Origin of the sequence: Sediminibacillus massiliensis, from assembly GCF_900156915.1 — a bacterium.
Lineage (GTDB): Bacteria > Bacillota > Bacilli > Bacillales > Amphibacillaceae > Sediminibacillus_A > Sediminibacillus_A massiliensis.
The window spans coordinates 930510-952469 of record NZ_LT732535.1; the positions used below are offsets into that span (position 1 = coordinate 930510).

Annotated in this window: 21 protein-coding genes; 10 read left to right on the top strand and 11 right to left on the bottom strand. The window is 42.5% G+C overall.

The window, feature by feature from the left end:
• Window positions 1-3: 3 nt before the first annotated feature.
• From CZ434_RS05605 to CZ434_RS05620, 4 genes are all read right to left on the bottom strand, one after another.
• Window positions 4-1224 carry a hypothetical protein gene (locus CZ434_RS05605; protein WP_077622218.1) on the bottom strand — a complete coding sequence of 407 codons (1221 nt, stop codon included), beginning with the start codon at window positions 1222-1224 and terminating at the stop codon, window positions 4-6.
• A complete protein-coding gene (locus tag CZ434_RS05610; protein WP_077622219.1) occupies window positions 1221-2423 on the bottom strand; it encodes a DUF58 domain-containing protein in 1203 nt (400 codons plus the stop codon). Before CZ434_RS05610 ends, CZ434_RS05605 begins: the two co-directional genes overlap by 4 nt.
• Window positions 2420-3373: an AAA family ATPase gene (locus tag CZ434_RS05615; protein ID WP_077622220.1), complete on the bottom strand. Its 954-nt coding sequence runs from the start codon at window positions 3371-3373 to the stop codon at window positions 2420-2422. The genes CZ434_RS05610 and CZ434_RS05615 overlap by 4 nt, the downstream gene beginning before the upstream one ends.
• A 103-nt stretch (window positions 3374-3476) precedes the next feature.
• A complete protein-coding gene (locus CZ434_RS05620) occupies window positions 3477-4337 on the bottom strand; it encodes a manganese catalase (protein ID WP_077622221.1) in 861 nt (286 codons plus the stop codon).
• Between the two features lie 163 nt (window positions 4338-4500).
• Here CZ434_RS05620 and CZ434_RS05625 point away from each other — a divergent pair, with 163 nt between their 5' ends.
• Window positions 4501-5025: a GNAT family N-acetyltransferase gene (locus CZ434_RS05625; protein ID WP_077622222.1), complete on the top strand. Its 525-nt coding sequence runs from the start codon at window positions 4501-4503 to the stop codon at window positions 5023-5025.
• 27 nt (window positions 5026-5052) lie between these two features.
• Here CZ434_RS05625 and CZ434_RS05630 read toward each other — a convergent pair whose 3' ends face one another.
• Window positions 5053-5508 carry a DUF6884 domain-containing protein gene (locus CZ434_RS05630; protein ID WP_077622223.1) on the bottom strand — a complete coding sequence of 152 codons (456 nt, stop codon included), beginning with the start codon at window positions 5506-5508 and terminating at the stop codon, window positions 5053-5055.
• Between the two features lie 81 nt (window positions 5509-5589).
• The gene (locus tag CZ434_RS05635) at window positions 5590-5790 is read right to left on the bottom strand and encodes a cold-shock protein (protein WP_026570561.1); all 201 of its coding nucleotides are present in this window, start codon (window positions 5788-5790) and stop codon (window positions 5590-5592) included.
• 771 nt (window positions 5791-6561) lie between these two features.
• Here CZ434_RS05635 and ilvE point away from each other — a divergent pair.
• From ilvE to leuD, 8 genes are all read left to right on the top strand, one after another.
• Complete coding sequence (gene ilvE / locus CZ434_RS05640) at window positions 6562-7470, top strand: branched-chain-amino-acid transaminase (protein WP_077622224.1); 909 nt, start codon at window positions 6562-6564, stop codon at window positions 7468-7470.
• Window positions 7471-7895: 425 nt separating this feature from the next.
• Window positions 7896-9602, top strand: coding sequence for an acetolactate synthase large subunit (ilvB, locus tag CZ434_RS05645; protein WP_077625078.1), 1707 nt, complete (start codon window positions 7896-7898; stop codon window positions 9600-9602).
• Window positions 9599-10120, top strand: coding sequence for an acetolactate synthase small subunit (gene ilvN, locus CZ434_RS05650; protein WP_077622225.1), 522 nt, complete (start codon window positions 9599-9601; stop codon window positions 10118-10120). Before ilvB ends, ilvN begins: the two co-directional genes overlap by 4 nt.
• Window positions 10121-10183: 63 nt before the next feature.
• A complete protein-coding gene (ilvC, locus tag CZ434_RS05655; protein WP_077622226.1) occupies window positions 10184-11218 on the top strand; it encodes a ketol-acid reductoisomerase in 1035 nt (344 codons plus the stop codon).
• Entirely contained in the window at window positions 11205-12749 is a 1545-nt protein-coding gene (locus tag CZ434_RS05660; RefSeq protein WP_077622227.1) for a 2-isopropylmalate synthase, read from the top strand. The genes ilvC and CZ434_RS05660 overlap by 14 nt, the downstream gene beginning before the upstream one ends.
• Before the next feature lie 39 nt (window positions 12750-12788).
• Entirely contained in the window at window positions 12789-13895 is a 1107-nt protein-coding gene (leuB, locus tag CZ434_RS05665; RefSeq protein WP_077622228.1) for a 3-isopropylmalate dehydrogenase, read from the top strand.
• A gap of 75 nt (window positions 13896-13970) precedes the next feature.
• Window positions 13971-15392 (top strand): 3-isopropylmalate dehydratase large subunit, encoded by a 1422-nt coding sequence (gene leuC, locus CZ434_RS05670; RefSeq protein WP_077625079.1) that lies wholly within the window; start codon window positions 13971-13973, stop codon window positions 15390-15392.
• 11 nt (window positions 15393-15403) lie between these two features.
• Complete coding sequence (gene leuD, locus CZ434_RS05675) at window positions 15404-15988, top strand: 3-isopropylmalate dehydratase small subunit (protein WP_077622229.1); 585 nt, start codon at window positions 15404-15406, stop codon at window positions 15986-15988.
• Window positions 15989-16023: 35 nt separating this feature from the next.
• On the opposite strand, the gene CZ434_RS05680 is transcribed toward leuD, so the two are convergent.
• The 5 genes from CZ434_RS05680 to CZ434_RS05700 all read right to left on the bottom strand — a co-directional run bounded on the left by CZ434_RS05680 (window position 16024) and on the right by CZ434_RS05700 (window position 21394).
• Complete coding sequence (locus tag CZ434_RS05680) at window positions 16024-17073, bottom strand: cytochrome d ubiquinol oxidase subunit II (RefSeq protein ID WP_077622230.1); 1050 nt, start codon at window positions 17071-17073, stop codon at window positions 16024-16026.
• Window positions 17074-17103: 30 nt separating this feature from the next.
• On the bottom strand, window positions 17104-18435 hold the full coding sequence (locus tag CZ434_RS05685; protein ID WP_077622231.1) for a cytochrome ubiquinol oxidase subunit I: 1332 nt from the start codon (window positions 18433-18435) through the stop codon (window positions 17104-17106).
• A 39-nt stretch (window positions 18436-18474) separates the two neighbouring features.
• Window positions 18475-18813: a hypothetical protein gene (locus CZ434_RS05690; RefSeq protein ID WP_077622232.1), complete on the bottom strand. Its 339-nt coding sequence runs from the start codon at window positions 18811-18813 to the stop codon at window positions 18475-18477.
• A gap of 160 nt (window positions 18814-18973) precedes the next feature.
• A complete protein-coding gene (locus CZ434_RS05695; RefSeq protein ID WP_077622233.1) occupies window positions 18974-19819 on the bottom strand; it encodes a dimethylarginine dimethylaminohydrolase family protein in 846 nt (281 codons plus the stop codon).
• Window positions 19820-20344: 525 nt separating this feature from the next.
• Window positions 20345-21394: a P-loop NTPase family protein gene (locus tag CZ434_RS05700; protein WP_077622234.1), complete on the bottom strand. Its 1050-nt coding sequence runs from the start codon at window positions 21392-21394 to the stop codon at window positions 20345-20347.
• A gap of 169 nt (window positions 21395-21563) precedes the next feature.
• Here CZ434_RS05700 and CZ434_RS05705 point away from each other — a divergent pair, with 169 nt between their 5' ends.
• Complete coding sequence (locus CZ434_RS05705; protein WP_095742896.1) at window positions 21564-21929, top strand: DoxX family protein; 366 nt, start codon at window positions 21564-21566, stop codon at window positions 21927-21929.
• Window positions 21930-21960: the final 31 nt, after the last annotated feature.

A 21960-nucleotide genomic window follows, 5' to 3' on the forward strand; every position in this document is an offset into this window, starting at 1 on the left:
CGTTCAGTCCCCGCCATTATTATCTTTGATTATTCGGTCTTTCAAACCATTGATTGATTTTTTGAATTCTCTTATTTCCATTTCTGTCAACTGTATTTCACCATATCTGACTTTCTGATATAAATCTACATGATTAGCGGAAAGACCGATGCGGTTGAACCACTCTTCTATTGTCTCATGTTTTTTTCTTCCGCATCCTGCCGAAACAGCAAACTTTTCAAAATCATAGAATAGTCTCCTGACACTGTTTTTCGGTTTTCCTAAACCAGCTCTCGAAATAAAAATCGAGTTCCTCTCTGGCCCGGCCGCTTTATCATGTAAAGACATAGTAACAATATCCACTTGGGGAGATGTCGTTTTTTCTTGATTTATGTTCTTTCTGGATAGATAAACGATCAATAATATAACAGCTATACAAGCACAACTCCAGAAAATCCATGTCAATATGTCGACAGCCTGGTTAACAACAGCAGGGTCGAACTCGTCTCTTAGATTTGGAAAACTGTCACCAGCTCCCATCTCCTGGGTGGTTTCGCTGCTGCCATTATCTTCGCTCGGTTTTAACTCAAAGCCAAAAAAACCAACAAATGAATACAATCCACCGACTAGTGTTCCAAAAATATAAACTACTGCTTGAAGAAATTGCCGAAAAACAAATCTTACACTTGGAAATATAAAAGGTACGATAAGAAGACCGAATGTGAAGATACTTGAGAAAAGAAGCAGACTGGCAGTTGCGGCCAAACGGTCACGTTCCATGCTAGCTATATGCCTGGTCATATACCCGCCAACCAATAGAGTCAATTGAATAAACCCAATCCAAATATACAGTGACTGGTCCCAAAAGAACGTGTAGATGGCAATCAAAACGAACGACCAGATAAGTACCTGCTTTTCATTCTGTTGATCAGCATCTTTTTGATGGGATATCCAGCGCCAGGAGAAACATCCTGCTGTCAGTAATGTTAATGGAAACGAATAGTCCAGGAAGACTACTGCAAAAAGGACGATCAAACACCCAAGTAGAAAGTATGTAAACAAAGTTTTCGCAATCTTGGCAGCAATCAAGCCAAAAATCAAATAAAGAACCGTTAATACAAGGAAACTGCTAAATGAAAAATTCACATTGAAAAGCCACAGTAACATTTGCAGAAAAAGATAAATAAGAACCGCTTCACTTATAAATTGGTATAATCGAGTAATTTCGAGGCCAGCGCTTTTCACCCTTTTCCACCACACTTTTTCATAACGGCTCCCTGCTCATCAACAATAACCTGAAAAAGAACAGATCCCTTGTTGTACCAGTAATTAGAATGATTGCCCTGCTCCTTTTTGCCGCTTGAAAACAATACGACTGTCTTCGGTTTATACAATTCCTTATCTATATATGGATTCAATTTTGGAAGACTAACGAGACGGGATGCTGGATCGACTCTTGCCAACAGCTCGAGCGCTGTTTTAAGATGAGCTCTGCCCTCTCCTTCTCCTAAGGTTAAAAATTGGTTGTTACCTGCTTTGGCTATGTTGATTACTATTTGAAAAGGGTAACCTTTGTCCACTGCCACTTGACATAGATAAGCAACACTAGAAATGATATTCTCCTTGTCTTTTGCGAAATACAAGTTCCCGACTGGGCTTGATTCTGCTAAATCCACTACAAACATCCATGTAAAATCCTGTCGTTTTTCGTATGTTTTCGTCTGAAGGGTATTGGTTCTTGCAGTGGCTTTCCAGTGGATACTTGAAAAAGAATCCGAATTCACATAACCCCTAGTACCAACAGGCTCCATGTATTCTTCAAATGGGGAGATATAGGCTCGTTGGGTCCCCGGTGCGACAGTAAATATTTTTTCGATTCCGAGAACTGGAATCGGATTTGGATAGATGATTATTTCTGTTTTATACAAACCATGAAAAGAAAGCTCGATTGGTTGAAAACTTGTTACATGTGGGAACAGATAGGAAATGTGCCGAATCCTCGTTGTGCCCCTCGCTTTAGCAGCAAAAGAGAATGTTACGTTTGTTATCCCCTTTTTTATGATGGAAAAAGGCAGTTCGTATTTATAACCTTGTCTATCTTTCGATCGGACCACTGCTTCCGACACTACAATATCCTTTATTCGAAAGCTTAACCTACCATTAACTAGTGGAAATCTGGATGTATTTTTGAAGGAAAAAGTGATGCGCTCTTCATCCCCGGGAAACATGCGCAGTATCAATTCTTCATTTACCATAGTAAGTCTGTCTGCCATCTTTTTTTCATACAAAATCCCCACGCCAGCATAAACAGCCATCACTCCTACCAGAAGAAATAAAAGCGGCTGATTGAATACCAAAGACAGCACAAGCAAAATAAAAGTCATTGCTATCAGCTGTTCGTACACGTACTTCCCTTGATTGCCTGCCTTTTTCCCCGTTTTCATTCTGTTTTGCCCATTTCCACAGGAACATTGGCATCAGATAGAATATCTGTCACAACCTGTCCCGGAGTCTTTTTAAGAGATCCTTCCATACTCAAGACCAGTCTATGTTCAAACACAAATGGTGCTAATTGTTTTACATCCTCAGGACTCACAAAATTCTTTCCACGCAAAAAAGCAAATGATTGTGAGGCCCTCATCAAGGCCAAAGCCCCCCTCGTGCTGATCCCTAGTTCGATATCTATATGTTCTCTTGTCTTTCTCACAAGATTAAGTAAATAATCCCGGACTATGCTAGAAATTTTCACTTTCCTGCTCTCTGCTTTCATGTGAGTTATCTCATCCATGCCAAGTATTTTATCCAATCGGGGTTTTACTAGGCTTGTTCGATATGTATCCAGGATTTGTCGTTCTTCCTCCAACGACGGATATTCCATGTCGATTTTAAAAAGAAAACGATCCAATTGTGCTTCTGGGAGCTGGAATGTTCCTTGGTTGCTTTCAACGGGGTTTTGAGTGGCTATTACTAAAAACGGCTCCGGAAGTTTGACTGTTTGTCCATCTATCGTGGCCTGCTGTTCCTCCATGGCTTCAAGCAGACTGGATTGCGTTTTAGGTGTAGCTCTGTTAATTTCATCAGCCAATAGTACATTCGTCGAAATCGGTCCTGGTCTTAAAACAAATTCTTTCGATTTCGGGTCGAAAAACCGGATTCCCGTCACATCACTCGGCAGGACATCAGGAGTGAATTGTATGCGCCGGAACTCCCCACTGATGATTTCTGCAAAGCTTCTTGCAAGTTTAGTCTTTCCGGATCCTGGAACGCTCTCCAGCAGGATATGGCCTTCAGTCAAAATAGCAGTCATCATTAACTCGACGACAAAATCCTTGCCAACGATGGCTTTTCCGATTTCTTTCTTTATACTCTTCATATTGATTTCCACGGTACTCATAGTCTTCCCCCTTAAAACGAATCGCACGTTTTATGTGTTTAGTGATTCCCTTTTAAAAAATCTATCTCCAGTTTTGGAGATAGATTTTCACATATTATACCATTTATTTTAAATCGGGGTCTGGCAGGTCTCCAGTATCTCTCAGAGCTGCAAGCGGCGTATCATATATATACGGAGGAGCAGGCTTAAGTTTCGGTTTCTTTCCGAACGGAACGGGGTGTTCCACATAATTAAACATGCCGCAGCCATCCATGCTCGGTCCATGAGCCCAACGCCCCGCCGCACTTGCATTGCCGGCAGAGTAATTGAACAATGTGTAAGAAACCTCCTGTTTTTCTAAATGACGAGGAAATGTACTTGGAACAACAATATTTTCTTTTTCTTCAAGTTCAGCGATAGCAGCATACCACTGATTTTGGTGCATGGTATCCCTGGCAATCAACCAGGACAGCATGTCTTTTACTCCCCGGTCGTCGGTTTGCTCATATAAACGGACTGCCTGCAGCCTTCCTTGTGACTCGGAATTCAAATTGGCCCGGAAGTCAGCCAACAGGTTACCGCTTGCAATAATATAATCAGCTGTCCAGCGGTTTCCGACACTGTCAGCCGGCATTGCGCCTAACCCGGATACAATTGTATGTTGTGGATTCGACCCACCCAAAATCGCAGCCACGACAGGGTTCTTCGCCGCTTCATCCAACTCCACATCCGGTGCTCCATCCAGCAAGCGAGCTATCATGGTTGCGAGCATCTCAATATGGGCCAATTCTTCTGTGCCCGTGTCCATTAGTAAGTCACGATACTTTCCATCTCCCCGTGTATTCCACCCTTGAAAAAGATATTGCATGGCAACAGAAATTTCTCCAAACTGCCCTCCTAATATTTCCTGCAGCTTTCTGGCAAACACTGGATCGGGACAATCTGGTTTCGCTCTGTACTGGAGTTCCTTGACATGATAGAACAAATATCTCACTTCCTTTTTTTAAGTAATCATATGGGTATTTGACCCTCTTTACTTAGATATTCAATACTCGATAAAATGGTTACAGGGAAACTTCGTATTTGTAACTATAAAATTGTTTTAGTATGTATAACCTGGATAAACAAAAAAATAAAGGAGGTTCCATATGCTAACATTGGAATTTTTCGAAAGAGAAGATTTCAACTTGCTGATGAGCTGGATTGACAGTCCGGAAACAACGCTGAAATGGAGCGGACCGGCATTCGATTTCCCTCTGACCATTGAACAGCTGAATGCCTACATACGTGATGCCAACCAAGAAGGGTCCGAAGAATTTATTTATAAAGCTATCGAACAAGAAACAGGTGAAGTAGTAGGCCATATTTCCCTCGGAAAAGTTGACCGCCAACACGAAACAGGGCGAATCGGGAAAGTATTTGTGAAAGAAGGCGCACGTGGAAATGGCTATGGACGTGAAATGGTTGAATTGATGTTGAAAAAAGGATTCAACGAATTGAGTTTGAACCGTATTAGTCTCGGTGTTTTTGACTTCAACACTTCGGCCATTAAGAGCTATGAAAAAGCAGGCTTTCAGAAAGAAGGCTTGTTCAGAGAAGTGCGCAAAATGAAAGATACATACTGGAGTTCATATGAAATGAGTATATTGAAAAGAGAGTGGCTACAGCGTTGAAGAACAGGAGGATGCTGCCTCCTGTTCTCAATGAATCGGTAAATTGTCTTGAACAGCCCTTTTCAAGCGCTGTTGCATCATGCCTATGCCAGAACAGTCGAGTAATGGAAACGTTATGGTCTGTGTATCCGGAAAACTGCCAAAAACAATTGGCTTATACTTTTTACCAGTGAGGACAATCACTTCAATATATCGATCAAGCCGCTTTTCCAGGACCTGCTCTTTCAGGCGTGCAGGAGTAATTACCCCATTAGTTTTGTCCCCGAATGTCAAATCGTAGTTTGCCTCAACGATATCCTCGGGATCAAGATAGCCATATTTGGCTGAAAGTGTTACCCAACGATCTCCAAATTGTTTAGCATAGTTCTCACAGAGTCGATGAAACGTGCCAATGTATGCCCGCTTTGCTGCAACGGGTCCCGCATGCTCATACTTATCCCAAATTTTCTTCTTTCCACAAGGAATAATAAATAACTGGCTCATAAAAACCACCCTCCGCCGATTTGATTAAAAACAAAAAGAGAGGCAACCCATCGGGTTGCCTCTCTCTATCATAAAGCTAGCTTACGCTTTAACAACGTTAGCTGCTTGTGGTCCACGGTTTCCTTCTTCAACGTCGAAAGTTACTTCTTGACCTTCTTCAAGAGTCTTGAAACCTTCTTCTTGGATTGCAGAGAAATGAACAAATACATCGTCTTGTCCTTCTACTTCGATAAAACCGAAACCTTTGTCTGCGTTAAACCATTTTACTTTTCCTTGAGCCATGAAACTTTTCCTCCTTGTGTGGATTTTCCACACACATGTATTACTATTCTTGCTCTTACCTCTACAAAACGTTGATGTTTCAATTACTTGAAGTGGTCACGAACAAAATAGCTATTATTATAATAACAAATACCGAAAACATTTCCAAGTCTTTTACCCATCTTTTACAAGAAAATTTGAGAAACACTTAAAATACGATTAACTCAGCTTGGAAAAAGGTCAGCAATAAGTATGAATGAAGTGCTGCTTTCTTATCGGTCGTTTCATATACACTTCTTTTTAAAAAAAGTTACATAAATTCAAGTCCAGAATTCCCTCCTGGCCATTCAACCTGGCCTCTCCTTATCCATAAAAACTTTGAGCCGGATGCTCCAGTCGTTCCTGATTCCAAGGTTTATCCCATCAATCTTGTCCGCATAAGGTTACAAGCCCTTTCATTTCTTTTTGAGATCGAGTAAAACAAGGGGGTATGATCTGGTCAAAACTTTTTTTTAAGCGGTTTCCCTTACACCACACCACTGTAAGCGCTTACTAGTTTTCTGACTTGTCATAAATATCAGAAAACTTTTACAAAACCTGTTGACCTTCGTATTAAATGGTTGTATTATTGTCGTCAATCCAAGCATTTACGGAATAAAATCTTACAAACAAAATTTCTCGAATCGTGGATTATCGGGCCTCAAACCATATCTATAATATGGCCCATACTTTTTATATGAATTCTTCATAAACTGACATACTTAACTTTTAAAAGAGAGGAGTGGTTGAAAAATGAGCAATCAATGGATATTCCTAAATGACGGATTCGTCAAAAAAGAAGATGCTGTTGTCTCCGTTTATGATCATGGCTTTTTATATGGAGACGGAGTCTTTGAAGGAATTCGCGTTTATGGCGGGAACGTTTTTAAATTGGAAGAACATTTAAAACGGCTTTACGAATCAGCCCAGTCCATCATGCTGCAAATGCCGCACACTAAGGAGGATCTTTCCCGAATTATTGTGGAAACAATCAGGAAAAACCAGTTGGAAAACGCCTATATCCGGGTTGTCGTTTCCAGAGGCGCAGGAAATTTAGGTCTGGATCCCAGGCATTGCTCTCAACCACGATTAGTCGTTATCGCAGAAGCTCTGGCTCTCTTCCCTAAAGAACTATATGAACGCGGACTAAAAGTCGGATGTGTAGCAAGCCGCCGTAACCGTCCGGACGTTCTCAGCCCACAAATAAAATCATTGAATTATTTGAACAATATTTTAGTTAAACTAGAGGCTACCCAAGCGGGTGTAGACGAAGCACTGATGCTCAATGATCAAGGGTATGTAACGGAAGGATCAGCAGATAATGTATTTATTGTAAAGAATGGAATCATCTATACCCCCCCTGTTTATCTGGGAGCCTTAGAAGGCATCACAAGAAATGCCATCATTGATTTAGCCAGACAAAACAATTATGAAATCAAAGAAGTTCCATTCACCAGACATGATGTTTATGTCGCCGATGAAGTTTTTCTTACAGGAACAGCAGTCGAAGTAATTGCCGTTGCCGAAGTAGATGGCCGTAAGATTCAGGATGGCAAACCTGGAAAGGTAACAAACCATTTACTTCAGGAGTTCAGAAAGATCGTCACTGAAGATGGGGTCGATTGTTACCCCGGCACCACAACTAAGGCAGTGGTAAGCTAGATTATCAAAAAACTATATAAGAATAAAACGATGACGGGAACAAAGGAATAAGATAGCTGTACTCACAGAGAGCCGGGGTTGCTGGAAGCCCGGAAGTACACCTTATTCCGACATCGTCCCAGAGTGTTATGCCGAACGGATTGGAGCCCACTAGGCATAACCAGGTGAAATAAACCACCTGTTACCAAAAGGAGCATTCAAGCATTTGGCTGTTGCTCCATGAGGCAGTATCCGTGAGGATACTGCAAATCAGGGTGGTACCGTGAAAAGCAAAGACCTTTTCTCCCCGATATTCTGCATTTGCTGCAGTTTATTTGAGGAAGAATGAGGTCTTTTTTCATGTTGAATTATAAAGTTTTATCTATAATTATCAAAATATTCAAATGACTCTTATTAGGAGGGATTACAAAGTGAAGGTAAAAACCATGCCGGAAATCAAAACCGGAACAGAACCCAAGACAGGAGCAGATCTTTTAGTCGAATCGCTGATCAGTGAAAAGGTTGAAACAATATTCGGTTACCCAGGTGGTGCTGTTTTACCTATTTATGATGCGATCTATAAAGCGAAAGATTCCTTTACACATATTCTTACCCGGCATGAACAGGGGGCCATCCATGCAGCGGAAGGCTATGCACGGGTTTCCGGAAAACCAGGAGTAGTGATTGCCACTTCCGGGCCTGGGGCCACAAACCTCGTTACCGGGATAGCGGATGCGATGATCGATTCTCTTCCGCTAGTTGTCTTCACCGGGCAAGTTGCAAGAGGAGTAATCGGTACAGATGCATTCCAGGAAGCAGACGTTATGGGAATCACTACTCCAATTACAAAACACAATTACCAGGTTCAGGATATAGCTGATCTGCCACGAATCGTAAAAGAAGCATTCCATATTGCTTCCACAGGCAGACCAGGTCCTGTAGTAGTAGATATTCCTAAAGACATTTCAGCAAATCCCTGCGGAGACAATTATGATACGGATTTTCACCTTCCAGGCTATCAGCCTACGGTGAAACCGAACCCACTTCAAATAAAAAAGCTGGCCGATGCACTTGGAAAATCGAAAAAGCCGGTTATCCTCGCAGGTGCTGGAGTCTTGTTCGGGAATGCCTCTGAAGAGTTAAAAAGATTTGCCGAGACACACGATCTTGCAGTTGCCACCACTCTTCTAGGGCTTGGAGGCTTTCCGGGAAATCACAGTTTGTCATTAGGAATGGCTGGCATGCATGGAACATATGCTGCCAACATGGCTTTGTATGAGTGTGACTTGCTCATCAATATAGGTGCCCGGTTTGATGACCGATTGACCGGAAATCTTGATCATTTCGCTCCATCGGCAACTGTTGCTCATATCGATATCGACCCTGCGGAAATAGGGAAAAATGTGGCAACACATATTCCGGTTGTGTCTGATTCAAAAGCAGCATTGGAAGCATTGAACAGTCAGCACTGTGAGTCGCCTGATAACAATGAATGGCAAGAATTGCTGGCATCCAGAAAAGTCGAGTTTCCTTTATGGTACAACAATCCGGATAAGGAAATGGTACCTCAATGGTTAATCGAATCTTTGCATAATGCAACGGATGGCGATGCAATTATTACCACAGATGTTGGACAGCATCAAATGTGGGCAGCCCAATATTATGCTTTTGACAAACCTAATAAATGGGTCACTTCGGGTGGTTTAGGAACGATGGGCTTCGGCTTCCCGGCCGCCATTGGCGCCCAGCTTGCAAAACCTGGCGAACAAGTTGTTGCTGTTGTCGGTGATGGAGGTTTCCAAATGACATTGCAGGAATTATCCGTTCTACAGGAGCGCGGGCTTCCGGTCAAAGTGGTCATCGTCAATAACGCAGCACTCGGCATGGTTCGTCAATGGCAGGAAACCTTCTATCAAGAACGATATTCCGAATCGCTTCTCCATGTACAGCCTGATTTTGTAAAGCTTGCTGAAAGCTATAGTATCCGTGGTTATAAAGTGGAAACGCAAAAAGAATTGATTGATCTCTTGCCGGAAGTTTTTGCTTACGATGGTCCTGTGTTGATGGACTGCCGGGTACTTCAACAGGAAAACGTATATCCGATGATAGCTCCTGGTAAAGGAATTCAAGAAATGATTGGGGTGAAACCATGAGACGAATTATAACTGCTACCGTTCAAAACCGAAGCGGTGTTTTAAACCGGGTCACCGGATTAATGCAGAAAAGACAATTCAACATTGAAAGCATTTCAGTCGGCCGGACAGAAACAGAAGGCATCTCCAAGATGACATTCGTTGTCGAAGTACAGGATAATCAAAAACTTGAACAGCTGACAAAACAACTGAACAAGCAAATCGATGTTCTCAAGGTTTCCGATATTACGGACAAAGCGATTGTAGCCAGAGAACTTGCATTGATTAAGGTAGTCTCAAGTGGTCAATTGAGAAATGAACTTCAAGGGATCATTGAACCGTTCCGGGCTTCCATCATCGATGTCAGCAAAGACAGCCTTTCCGTTCAAGTTACCGGTAAACCGGAGAAAATCGAAGCACTTATCGAACTGCTAAGACCCTATGGCATCAAAGAATTGGCCCGCACCGGAATGACTGCTTTCCTTCGAGGCCACCAACCGCAAGTTACAGAACTTAACTCTTATTCACTACTTAAATAAGAAACAGAACCTGTATTTTATTCTATTAAAATAAATAACAAAATTTGAGAGGATGTTTTTATTATGACAAAAGTACTTTACCACAATGATATTCGCGAAGAGGAACTACAAGCAAAAAAGGTAGCCGTTATTGGTTATGGCTCTCAAGGACATGCCCACGCACTTAATTTGAAAGAAAGTGGATTTGATGTAGTCGTAGGATTGAGAGAAGGAAAGTCATGGGATAAGGCTGTCGAGGACGGTTTGGAAGTCCAAACAGTGGCTGAAGCAACAGCACAGGCGGATGTAGTAATGATACTTCTTCCTGATGAATATCAGCCGAAGGTGTACGAAGAAAGCATTAAACCGAACTTGCAGCCGGGAAATGCACTGGCATTTGCCCACGGATTTAATATTCACTTTAATCAGGTAGTACCTCCTGAAGATGTAGATGTATTCCTTGTCGCCCCTAAAGGTCCAGGTCATCTGGTACGCAGAACTTACCAGGAAGGCGCCGGGGTTCCTGCACTTTATGGTATTTATCAGGATTTCACTGGCAATGCATCACAAACAGCATTGGCATATGCAAAAGGAATCGGTGCCGGACGTGCTGGTGTATTACAAACAACTTTCCAGGAAGAAACGGAAACTGATTTGTTCGGTGAGCAGGCAGTATTGTGTGGAGGGCTTACCAGTCTGGTAAAAGCAGGCTTTGAAACGTTGACTGAAGCAGGTTACCAGCCAGAGGTCGCTTACTTTGAATGTATGCATGAATTGAAATTGATCGTTGACTTGATGTATGAAGGCGGCTTGGAGAACATGCGTTACTCTATTTCCGATACAGCTCAGTGGGGTGACTTTGTTTCCGGCCCTCGCGTTGTCAACGAAGAAACAAAAGCAAGAATGAAAGAAGTGCTCAGCGACATTCAAACCGGTACATTTGCCAAAGGATGGATATTGGAAAACCAAGTCAACCGTCCACAATTCAACGCAATCAATACATCAGAAAACAATCATCCAATTGAAAAGGTAGGTCGTGAGCTTCGTGAGTTAATGCCATTTGTTAAACAGCCTCTAAACTCTAAGAAGAAAGAAGTGGTCACACATGGCTCAAATTAAAGTGTTCGATACGACACTAAGAGATGGCGAACAGTCGCCCGGTGTCAATCTGAATCAGCTTGAAAAGTTGGAGATCGCCAAGCAATTGGAACGTTTCGGCGTAGATATCATGGAAGCAGGATTCCCTGCTTCCTCCCAAGGGGATTTCGAGGCAGTCCGGAACATCGCAAGGACCATTAAGAATGTTTCTGTTACAGGACTTGCAAGAGCAAAGAAATCAGATATCGATATTGCATGGGATGCGCTAAAAGATGCGGATGAGCCTAGGCTGCATATTTTCCTTGCCACCTCCCCTATCCACATGACTCATAAATTAAAAAAGACACCGGAAGAAGTCATTCAGACTGCCGTAGAGATGGTAGCTTACGCAAGGGAGAAATTCCCTCAAGTCGAGTGGTCGGCTGAGGATGCCACAAGATCGGATAAGGACTTCCTCGTTAAAATTATCGAGAAAGTCATCGATGCTGGAGCTACTGTTGTAAATCTACCGGATACTGTGGGTTATACGACTCCCGAGGAGTACGGAAAGCTTTTCCGTTATGTGCGGGAAAACGTTCCGAATATAAATAAAGTGGCTCTCTCCGCCCACTGCCATGATGACTTGGGCATGGCTGTTGCCAATTCCTTGGCAGCCATCGAAAACGGTGCCACCCAAATTGAAGGAACTATAAACGGAATCGGTGAACGGGCCGGTAATGCGGCATTAGAGGAGTTTGCCGTTGCGTTAAACATCCGGAATGATCGCTATCCTTACCAAACCAATCTTGTTTTAAAAGAAATAAAAAGGACCAGTGACCTTGTCAGCAAATTCACCGGCATGGCCGTGCCTGCCAATAAGGCGGTCGTTGGCAGGAATGCATTTGCACATGAATCAGGCATCCATCAGGATGGAGTCCTGAAAAATGCTTCAACCTATGAAATTATTACACCAGAGCTGGTCGGCATTCATTCCAACAATCTGGTCCTCGGTAAACATTCCGGACGCCATGCATTTAAAGATAAAGTCGAGCAGCTCGGCTATCAATTTTCCGAAGAGAAAATTACCCAGGCATTCAAGTCCTTCAAATTGCTGACCGATCGAAAAAAAGAAGTTACAGATGATGACTTGTTCACTATTTTAACGGATATCCAAACCGATTTAAGCGATGTAAAGAAATATTCTCTTCAGGCTTTTCAAGTTCAATATGGATCATCCAATATGCCTACCGCTACAGTGGCCTTGACTACACCTGAAGGTTCCCGTGTAGAGACAGCCTCTACTGGCCAAGGCAGCGTGGAAGCTCTTTATAACACAATTGAATCATTGGTCGAAGAAGAAATTCATTTAACGGACTTCAATTTGAGTTCAATCGGCAAAGGACGCGACGCCTTGGCTGAAGTCCATGTCAATATGACAGTCAATGGCGATGAAGTCAGTGGGCGCGGTTCTGCCCAGGATGTTTTAGAAGCCTCGGCACAAGCTTTTTTAAACGCAGTAAACCGGACTTTTATCAACCAAAGAAGTTTAACGAAACAAACTGCCCAACTGTGATGCGTTGAGGCCCATTATCATAATAGAAGGAGGCTTACCATGAATAAACAAATAGTACTTCTGCCTGGTGATGGAATTGGTACTGAAGTAATCAAATCTGCCCAGGAAGTCCTGATAGCAGTGGCTGAAGAGTTCGGTCATCAATTCTCTTTTGAAACACATGACATCGGCGGTTCTGCAGTTGACAAACACGGTACTCCTCTACCAGAGGCAACAGTGGAAGCTTGTAAGCAAGCAGATGCCGTCCTATTGGGAGCTGTAGGGGGTCCCAAGTGGGATGAACTTCCCTCCCATCTCCGACCCGAGAGAGGTTTGCTCGGCATCAGGAAGGCTCTCAACCTATTTGCCAACCTTCGTCCTGTAAAAGGATTTCCGAAGCTTCTGCATGCCTCCCCTCTTAAAGAAGAAGTAGTAAAAGGGAGCGATTTGTTAATCGTAAGAGAATTGATCGGAGGTCTTTATTTCGGCCAACCCAGTGAGCGGCGAGATAACGGTGAAACAGTAGTTGACACTTTATCCTATACAAAAAAAGAAATTGAGCAGGTGGTCGACAAAGCATTTCAAAGTGCCCAACTGCGAAGAAAACAGTTAACTTCTGTAGATAAAGCCAATGTTCTGGAATCAAGTAAATTGTGGCGGGAAGTAGTTGAAGAAAAGAAAACCGCTTATCCGGACGTTAGTGTTGAGCATCTTTTAGTCGATGCTGCTGCCATGAAACTTATTACAAATCCAGGTCAATTCGATGTAATTGTTACCGAAAACATGTTCGGGGACATTTTAAGTGATGAAGCTTCCGTTTTGACTGGTTCACTGGGCATGCTTCCATCAGCGAGCTTGCGGGAAGACGGTGTCGGTTTGTATGAGCCAGTCCATGGCTCCGCCCCCGATATAGCCGGTAAAGGAGTAGCAAACCCATTAGCTATGATATTGTCCTCTGCACTGATGTTGCGACACTCTTTCCATTTGGAAAATGAAGCGGAATTGATTGAATCTGCCGTCCAGTCGATTTTAAATGAAGGGTACTATACAGCCGACTTACAGGTTAAAGACGGACAGCAAGTAGGAACGAAAGAGATGACCCGCTTGATTGTAGAGTTGATCAAATCTCAGAATACCACAAAAAGTATTCAAAACTGCTATGCATAATGGAAAATTCAGGACCTTGACGGAGGGGGACTGCTGTCTCCCCCATCCCCCCAATAGTAAGGAGTTGAAATGATGATGGGCAAGCCAAAAACGATAATTGAAAAGATTTGGGACCGACACGTCGTCCACCAGGAAGATGGAAAACCAGATTTACTTTATATTGATTTACATCTAGTACATGAAGTTACTTCCCCACAGGCATTTGAAGGATTGAGAATGAACAATCGTCCTGTACGCCGGCCGGAACGCACTTTCGCCACAATGGATCATAATGTTCCGACCAAACACCGAAACGTCATCAAAGATGCCGTATCGAAGAAACAAATGGAAACACTGAAGCAGAATTGCGCTGAATTCGGTGTCTCTTTGGCGGATATCGACCATCCTGATCAGGGAATTGTCCATGTGATTGGACCGGAGTTAGGACTTACTCAGCCTGGAAAGACAATTGTTTGTGGTGACAGTCACACTTCTACACATGGAGCATTCGGTGCACTGGCATTCGGCATAGGCACTAGTGAAGTCGAACACGTACTGGCCACCCAGACACTTTGGCAGTCAAAACCAAAAACACTAAACGTCAAAATCAATGGCAAACTCGGGAAAGGAGTTACTTCAAAAGATTTGATTTTGGCGATCATCGCCAAATTCGGCGTTCGTTTTGGAACAGGCTATGTCATCGAGTACACCGGTGAAGCAATTCAAGATCTTACCATGGAGGAAAGAATGACCGTATGCAACATGTCCATTGAGGCAGGTGCCCGTGCCGGGTTAATCAGTCCGGATGACACGACGGTTGAGTATCTAAGAGGAAAACGGCATGTTCCCAAGGATGATGCCTTCGAGACAGCTGCAGCAGAGTGGAAATCATTGGCTACAGACGATGGAGCTGTCTATGATTCGACTGTCGAGATCGATGCAGAAGAAATTGAACCACAAGTATCGTGGGGAACGAATCCTGGAATGTGTATCCCGGTAAGCGCGTCAGTACCTGATCCGGAATCCGCTGCTTCTGAAAGCAAGAAAGAAGAAATCAACCGTGCCTTGGAATATATGGGATTGAAACCGGGACAGCCAATTTCATCTGTCGCAATCGAACATGTTTTTATAGGTTCTTGTACCAATTCACGGCTAAGCGACCTGCGAAGAGCAGCCGAAGTGATCAGAGGAAAAAAGGTACATCGAAATGTTCAGGCAATCGTCGTACCCGGTTCGTACAGTGTAAAAAAGGCTGCTGAAGCAGAAGGATTGGATACTATTTTCACCCAGGCCGGCTTCGAATGGCGGCAAGCCGGGTGCAGCATGTGTCTCGCAATGAATGATGACATTGTCCCTCCTGGTGAACGATGTGCTTCCACATCCAACCGCAACTTCGAAGGAAGACAAGGAAATGGATCGAGAACACATTTAGTCAGTCCTGAAATGGCTGCAGCTGCAGCGATCGAAGGCCATTTTGTAGACGTCAGGAAATTTACAGAAGCAACACTTAATTCTTAGGAGGGGTCATAGTGGAACCGATCAGGAAACATGAAGGATTAGTCTACCCATTGAACAGAGCCAATATCGATACGGATCAGATAATCCCTAAACAATTTTTGAAAAGAATTGAGCGGCAGGGGTTCGGCCAATTTTTGTTTTACAATTGGCGCTTTAATGACGATGGATCACGAAAAAAAGACTTCTCCCTTAATGAAACTAAATATGATGGGGCATCGATTCTTGTTGCAGGTGAAAATTTCGGATGTGGTTCATCAAGAGAACACGCTCCATGGGCACTGCAGGATTATGGGTTCAAGGTTATCATCGCACCAAGTTTTGCCGACATTTTTTATAACAATTGCACCAAAAACGGAATCCTGCCAATTCAATTAAGCGAAGAACATACAAGCATAATCATTGAACGTGCGGAAAAGAAACAATACACGCTCACTGTGGATCTTGAGCAACAAAGAGTTAAGGACAATGGAGGTTTCGATGTCCCCTTTAATCTACCCGGATATCAAAGGGAAATGCTTCTAAATGGTTGGGATGAAATCGCAGTCACTTTGACAAATGAAGATAAAATAGCCGCTTTCGAAGCCGAAAGAAAATAAGCCAAATTCATCAGGTATAACCCTGATGAATTTTTTTATTTACTATAATTACCTTCCTTTTTTTTCGCATAGGCTTTGTCTTTCATAAATAACTTCCAAAAGTAAATAAAGCCAGGAAACAAAATGGCAAATCCGACCACATAGCTTACAAACAAGGCTCTGAAAGCATTCGGATTTGTAAATCCTTCCTCGATTGTGATCGTAGGGTAAACCAAATACGGTAGATGTGCCCTTCCGTATGCATAGCTTGCAAGTAAATATTGGATAACCACGATAATTACTGCAAGTCTTGGCATGCCTTTGATTCTCCTCGAACCGACCTTTGGGAAAAACAGAAAAACCCCTGCTAGTAAGAAAGCTGCCACAGAAGATATTAAGTAAGGACTAAAATCAAGCATTTTCTCATAAATCCATCCTGCTTCATACTTCATAGTCAGCATGATAAGAAACGCCATCAGCAAAGTTATCGGACCTAAGATTAATGCATCCCTCCTATAAACTTTATATGCTTCAGGTTCATCTGCATGATTCGAAAAATCAGCAAGCAACAAGGAAGACAGGAACAGCGTACTGCTTATTGCAAAGCCGATAAAGGAAAGAACATGCGGACTTGTGAACAATTCACCCAGCATTAATTGCTCTACTCCATTCCTTTCTTCGATAAACTCTCCGTGTGTAATCGGAAGAATGCAAATCAGAAGAGCTGGTATCAAAAATCCGGTTATACCTGACACATATGTCAGCGGCTTTTCATATTCCTTTGCAATATGGGAAAAAACAAGAAAGCCACTGCGGATAGCCAGAAGCAATAATATCATGCTGCCTGGCAGCAACAAAACGGTACCCAGAGTAAAAGTTGCTCCAGGAAAAAAACTGATCAAAGCAACCACTATCGCCACTATAAACACATTGGTGACCTCCCATGTCGGAGATAAATAGCGGTTAGCTATGTTGGTGGCATTGGTCTGTTCTTTGTTTATATAAATCATCGACCAAAAACCGGCTCCGAAATCCATGGTAGCCATAACAGAATAAATAAATATGAACCCCCAGAGAATGGTGATAGCAATTATTACATCGGCCACTTCTGTTCACCTGCCTTTCTTAATCCAAGTTTATCTGTCCGCTTCTTCTAATTCTTGTTGAACAGGATGTTTCCGGAAATATACTCTGAGCACTAATACAACCGCAATGGCAAGAACGAGATAAACTAAACCGAACAAGAAGAACAATGTACCTAATTGGGTTGATCCGGTAACGACCTCTTCTGTTGTCAGCATTCTGTAAATCACCCAAGGCTGTCTGCCCGTACATGCAAAGATCCAGCCGAATTCGATTGCAAGCATGGATAAAGGCCCAGAAAAGACAAAAGCCCATATCAATATTTTGGGGAACCGATCTTTTTTCAATACTTTATTCCAGGCAAAACCAATCAGAGATAAGAGGATCAGTAAGGATCCGATCCCCACCATTGCATTGAAAAGAGTGTGAATATACAGTGGAGGCCACCATTCTTCCGGATAATCATTCAATCCCTTAACGACAGTATCAAACCGGTCATCAGCCAAAAAACTTAAGGCCCAGGGAATTTCGATTGCCCATTTTACTTCTTCTGACTCTCGATCCGTATAACCACCGATAGCGAGCGGGGCGTAATCCTGTGTTTCGAATAACCCTTCAGCAGCGGCCAGCTTTTCCGGTTGATATTCATGCAGCATTTGTGCAGATTCATGACCATTGAATGCAGTCAACAGAGAAAATATCCCGCCCACAGCCAAACTAAGAACGAGGGCCTTTTTATGAAATTGATAAACTCTGCTTTGAAAGACAGATTTCCGCAATTTAAAAGCAGCGATAGAAGCTATGACGAACGCACCAGTCATATAAGCAGAAACTACCACATGACTGGCCGTTATAAAGAAACTCGGGTTGAAAAAAGCAGCCCAGGGATCCACATCCACTATTTCCCCGTTCTCGATCCGGAATCCGACAGGTGTTTCCTGAAATGCATGAACATTGGTAATCAGGATGGCAGAAGCCACTGCTCCCAACGCCACGAGACTTACACTTAATATTCTCATCCATGGAGGAATTCGATCGGCAGCATACACATAAATCGACATGAATAAAGCTTCTACAAAGAAAGCATATATTTCGATTTGGAAAGGAAGAGCCATAACTTCTCCGATAACTTCCATAAACCCCGGCCATAACAAAGATAACTGGACACCGGCGATTGTCCCTGTCGGTATCGCCACTCCGAGCAGAACCGCAAAACCTTTGGTCCACCTATTGGCCATGATTGCGTAATCTTTGTCTTTTGTTTTTTGGTATAGAAGTTCCGCAAACAAAATCATTAGGGGTATTCCTACTCCAAGTGTTGCGAATATGATGTGAAAGCCCATCGTTGTTCCGAACATGGAGCGGGCAATATCCAAATGTTCCATCAAATGTCTTCCTTTCCATTATGTATTCAAGTGGCAATTCTAATGTTTACCTGAGTGGTTGTCACTGTGTATTACCCTTTCTACCGATGATTTTGTTTTAGTATGATCATGAAGTTTGCAATAAAAAATCTCTGTCTTTATTTCATGAGAAATTAGACAACTCCTGGTCCTCTTAATGAAGTTTTTCCAGTAATTGTAACTATGCGTGTCCACTTCAATGGTTTCATGATCGGTCCCGATATGAATCCATTCATGTGACAATGAACCCCTGTTTTCCTTTCTTTCTTCTGTTTCTACAGGAGCAGCTATTCCAAATCCTTCAGGACATGCGAGGGAAAGACAAAAAAGACCTGTAACAGTCAAAACTATTCTTTTCAATTTATACCTCCTGAGACAATTTGTTATCGCCTGTTATAATGCCTCAAGTCATGAAATTTATTCATTTGCTCCAATATGTACACACTTAAAAGAGTCATGGTTCGAGGGAATAAAAAAAGGAACGAAGCCAAGAGAAATGGAATCGTTCCTTTCCGTACTATCACTGACGTAGAATTGGTAATGTACAACAACGGAAAGAACCACCGGACTTAATGATTTCCGATATATCCACTTCAATCACATCATAGCCCCTCTCGCGGAGTTGTTTATTGACATTTTTATTTACCGGCAGACTGAAAATTCGTTTTTCGCCTATATTTAAGACATTTGTTCCCAACGTGAATTGTTCTTCTGATGTCACTTCAATCAAATCATATCGGGCATTCAAAACCTCCATTTCCTGTTTGCCCAATGCTTCAGGAAAGCATAGCGCCTCATCAGGGGAAATGACATTAAATACACAGTCTAAATGCAGGTATTTTTCTTTAAATGGGATCGTCACAATTTCCTTATCCGTAAGCAATTTCCGTAAATGATTTGCGGCATTTTGATTGGTCCGGTTACTCAGGCCGACAAATACGGTGGAATTGTCAATTATGACATCTCCCCCTTCTATATAGTCACCGATCAAATTGTAGTAAGATACCTCTTCATCCTCCAGCCACTGTTTCAATTGATCTTCTTCGCCATCTCTCACTTCCTGGGCCATGTCGGCAACGAAAATGATTTCCCCAAGTGTAAAACCAATATCCCTGGTGAACACTTGCTCTGGAAATTTTTTATGGTACGGCAATAGTACCACTTCCACATCACAGGCCCTCAATTTGCTCACGAATTCCCTGTGCTGTCTTACTGCAGTTTCAATGTGTATACCCTCATCTTTGTAATGTTTTTGCGCTTCATTGATCACATCTCTAATAGTCATATACTGAGGTTCGCATAACATAACACGCTTTAACACATCGTACTCACTTGCACAATATATCTTCTGATTGTTTGCACCCATATCTAATCCTCCGAATTATTTTTCTTACGTTATTGTTACCGGAAGTTTAGAAATAAGTCGCATTTAAGCATTTAAATCGCAAGGCTGTTTTCGACAAAATTGTTGTTTCAGGGTATATATAAACTGCGACATAACTTCATTGTGACTTCCTTTCATCCTTTTCGGATGGAGTGGTAAGCCGACGCTGCAGAAAAATATAAGCTATTTCCCACTGCATAGGTTAGATTTTCTGTTCACACGAGAGGTGGATCTAAAAGTTGTCTACCATGGAATATTCCTAGCAAAGATCATACTCCTGCAGGTAGATGGTCCTTGCAAACAAAAATCAATAATAAAAAAAGCCCCCCTGTCCTGTCAGGGAGGCTTTACGTTTGCGGCGAATAGACCGTCGACCACATTCGACGTTTAGCATGAAAGCATATCTTTCGACTTACGCAAATAGCTCATCGCTCAGTAACTATAACATTTAAACAAGGGTTTTGCAACTGCAATCTATAGAAAAACCATTTCTCAAGTCTTTAGTAATCATGCTGGCAATTCTCCTATATATCTCAATTTATCTGATTCCAGGCTGTCGACCTTGCCGGTCATGATATGCTCGACATTTTTGATTGTCACATCAAGTGGGACGGATTCTCCTTTTATATTGGTGAAGTCCTCCGCCACATAAAAGGGCTGTGTGAAGTATGCTTCCAACTTCTCGCCACGGCTGTATAATTGCTGATCTCTATCAGATAGACTGTTTAAACCGCGATGCCGGACAAAAAATTTCAGCTCTTTGTATCTCCTGATCATCTTTTTCGCTTTTGACTGTGTCTCCAGATGCCTGCTTCCCGCTTCCAGCCCTTCCAGAATTGTTGAAGTGGAAACTAGTGGATGGACTGCCGGGAAATTATGCTTAACAGCAAGTTCCATATCAAAATCCCATAATGTATCCAAAGGTCCATACGGCATTTCTTCGTCCACTGCATCTCCGCTTGTATCCACGATGGCGTAAGTAATGGCATCCCCGCCATCTTCCGTTAATTTTTCTTCCAGTTCGTGAAAAGTTTCTGACAGGTAGATACTACGGTCAATACCCAAGATTATCTCGCCTTCCTGTCTGAACTCTTTCAGCTTCTCAAAGGCATAGTAGACACAAGAAGTATGAAAATCCGTTTCAGTCAAGACATCGGCAATGCTATTGTCTGTGCTATTTGCAAGGAAAATGGTACGGAATCCTTTTTTCTTCAATCTGTAAAATACTTCCGTCAACACCACCAGTTGTCCCATCCCTTGTCGTGCAACCAGGCCAATACGTCCTCCTTTAACAATAGGTGCAAAAAAATCCATTACTTTTATACCGGTTTCGATCATCTCTCCCCCGCCTTTTCGTATGATCAGCTCATCGACAGTACAATCAGCCAATGATGCCAGGCTTACTAGTGTCCGGACCTCCGCTTTTCCCAGTGAAATTTTTCCTGTGCATAAGTTAGATACTGTTGCAGGCCGCAAACCAACAGATTTGGCAGCTGTCGTCAAATTAGGAACACGTTTACGGAGCAACGGGACATTTAATTGAATGTCTTCCTTCACAGCAACCCCTCCTTACTTTATATAGTAATAATATTTACTCCAAAAAGCAATTAAATTTTCAGAAAAGATAAATATTTCTACGGTAACCATCCGTATGTTCCTTTAACTGACATAGGTTGTCCTGACAAGCATATATTGGACATAAACCAATATAAAAGGAGGGAAACCGTTGAAGTCTGCTTTATCATCCATGCAACTGATCCGCTATATAGTCGGTTATGTTTTTATTGTGTCCGGATTAATTAAGCTGTTGAATCCTGAATTCTCTTCTATATTCGCCCATCTCGGTATTCCTAGTGCTGCCACGGCTGTTATAATAATAGCCGTAACGGAAGTTGTGTGTGCTGGGTTGATCATTCTTAATTTTCATGTCAAAAAAGCGAGTGTCCCCTTGTTGTTCATCATGATTGCTGCCATATTGCTCACCAAAGTTCCTATTTTGCATACAGGCTTTTTGTCATTTGCCTTTGAAGCAAGGTTGGATATAGTCATACTGGTTTTACTCGGAATCTTATGGAGGAGCCATTCAAAGTAAGACAACGGATTTATCGTCCTCGTTCTAATAA

Excerpts from the sequence above, each read along its gene's own strand:
- CZ434_RS05610 (WP_077622219.1), bottom strand. The coding sequence starts at position 2,423 with ATGAAAACGGGGAAAAAGGCAGGCAATCAAGGGAAGTACGTGTACGAA.
- CZ434_RS05615 (WP_077622220.1), bottom strand. The coding sequence starts at position 3,373 with ATGAGTACCGTGGAAATCAATATGAAGAGTATAAAGAAAGAAATCGGA.
- CZ434_RS05625 (WP_077622222.1), top strand. The coding sequence starts at position 4,501 with ATGCTAACATTGGAATTTTTCGAAAGAGAAGATTTCAACTTGCTGATG.
- CZ434_RS05630 (WP_077622223.1), bottom strand. The coding sequence starts at position 5,508 with ATGAGCCAGTTATTTATTATTCCTTGTGGAAAGAAGAAAATTTGGGAT.
- CZ434_RS05635 (WP_026570561.1), bottom strand. The coding sequence starts at position 5,790 with ATGGCTCAAGGAAAAGTAAAATGGTTTAACGCAGACAAAGGTTTCGGT.
- ilvE (WP_077622224.1), top strand. The coding sequence starts at position 6,562 with ATGAGCAATCAATGGATATTCCTAAATGACGGATTCGTCAAAAAAGAA.
- ilvB (WP_077625078.1), top strand. The coding sequence starts at position 7,896 with ATGCCGGAAATCAAAACCGGAACAGAACCCAAGACAGGAGCAGATCTT.
- ilvN (WP_077622225.1), top strand. The coding sequence starts at position 9,599 with ATGAGACGAATTATAACTGCTACCGTTCAAAACCGAAGCGGTGTTTTA.
- ilvC (WP_077622226.1), top strand. The coding sequence starts at position 10,184 with ATGACAAAAGTACTTTACCACAATGATATTCGCGAAGAGGAACTACAA.
- CZ434_RS05660 (WP_077622227.1), top strand. The coding sequence starts at position 11,205 with ATGGCTCAAATTAAAGTGTTCGATACGACACTAAGAGATGGCGAACAG.
- leuB (WP_077622228.1), top strand. The coding sequence starts at position 12,789 with ATGAATAAACAAATAGTACTTCTGCCTGGTGATGGAATTGGTACTGAA.
- leuC (WP_077625079.1), top strand. The coding sequence starts at position 13,971 with ATGGGCAAGCCAAAAACGATAATTGAAAAGATTTGGGACCGACACGTC.
- CZ434_RS05685 (WP_077622231.1), bottom strand. The coding sequence starts at position 18,435 with ATGGAACATTTGGATATTGCCCGCTCCATGTTCGGAACAACGATGGGC.
- CZ434_RS05695 (WP_077622233.1), bottom strand. The coding sequence starts at position 19,819 with ATGGGTGCAAACAATCAGAAGATATATTGTGCAAGTGAGTACGATGTG.